A 1313-nucleotide genomic window follows, 5' to 3' on the forward strand; every position below is an offset into this window, starting at 1 on the left:
AATTTTTCGCAACAGTGCCTCTTAATCTTCAATTTAGTCATTAATTGACTATCTTACTCTATATCAATTTGTACATTAAATTTTGATCAGGAAAAGTTTTTATTAATTTAATATAGACCTGCATTGTAAGTTTTCAAGCCATATACGACAATAATAACGACGATGAGAAAGATGAAAAGCCACCATGACTTCATAAGTTCTCCAAACTTTGTTTTTTCCACCGTAACACTTTCTATTGCAAATAGATATATTGAAACTTGTTTGTTATATCTTAAAAAATTAGTTTAATTAATATTAAGCACTTCTTGAATTCATTACAAATCTTTAAACTGCTCAGAAGGAATAAAACAAAATTTTTTCATTCTAGTGCTTTTCACTTCTCCACTTACTACTTTTTTTCTCATTTTCTCAAGTGAAACTCCCATGGTACGTGCGGCTTCACTCTGTGAAAAATATACAGTATTTACGTCTAAGTAAGAAATAAAATCAGGTGCACTATCAACATAAACTAAAGTCAACCTTTTCATACCTATATGAGGTTGATTGAATTTACGAAGTTTCTCATTATTAACAAGCTCATAAGCGTCTTGAATTCTCATTTCGTTAATTTTTGCATAATCTTCAATTGTAATTAGTTTCAATATAACCTCAACCTAGTTGGACACTATAACTTAAAATTTATAGTTTTCTAAAGTCATCGAAGTATTTTAGATGCTAAAGTTAATTTTCTTTAGATACGACTCTAATCATAGTCACTAGTTTCATTATAAAAGTTTATCGGCTATGCGGCAATTTTCTTTTTAGATATTTTTATATCTGTTTTATAGGTAAATAGTAACACGATGTTAACAAATAGAAGTTTTTAATAGGACATTTTGAAAATGCCAAATTTCAGTTTTCTAGCCCAATCCAACCAGACTGACGTCATGATTTATCACTCTATAGAATCCGGTGATGCGGCGTATTTCATCGATAAAATAAAAACCATTCCAGAAGATCATACGGTCAATATTCGTATCAACTCCCCAGGCGGCAGTGTCACCGAAGGTGCTGCGATGATTAATTGCATTAAAGAACTGGGTGATCGTTGTATTGCCACTGTTGAGGGGGTTGCTGCGTCGATGGCAAGTTTAATTGCTGTATCTGCAAGTAAAACTAAGATGGCCAAAAATGCCATGATGATGATTCACCACCCCATGAAAATAATGCAAGGCAATGCCAAAGAAATGACGCAAACTGCTCAAACACTCCAAGGCATGAGCGAAATTATGATCGAAGGCTATAAGGCAAAAACGGGCACTGTTGCGAAAAAT

General features: G+C 32.9%; 2 protein-coding genes. One reads left to right on the forward strand and one right to left on the reverse strand.

Features of this window, described 5'->3' with window-relative positions; translation table 11 throughout:
• Positions 1-314: 314 nt before the first annotated feature.
• On the reverse strand, positions 315-641 hold the full coding sequence (locus C200_RS13940; protein WP_016212298.1) for a hypothetical protein: 327 nt from the start codon (positions 639-641) through the stop codon (positions 315-317).
• 240 nt (positions 642-881) lie between these two features.
• On the opposite strand from C200_RS13940, the gene C200_RS13945 reads away from it, so the two are divergent.
• Positions 882-1313 (forward strand): head maturation protease, ClpP-related (locus tag C200_RS13945; RefSeq protein ID WP_162180164.1); only part of this gene is annotated, 432 nt, incomplete at its 3' end.

Origin of the sequence: Piscirickettsia salmonis LF-89 = ATCC VR-1361 (assembly GCF_000297215.2) — a bacterium.
GTDB lineage: Bacteria > Pseudomonadota > Gammaproteobacteria > Piscirickettsiales > Piscirickettsiaceae > Piscirickettsia > Piscirickettsia salmonis.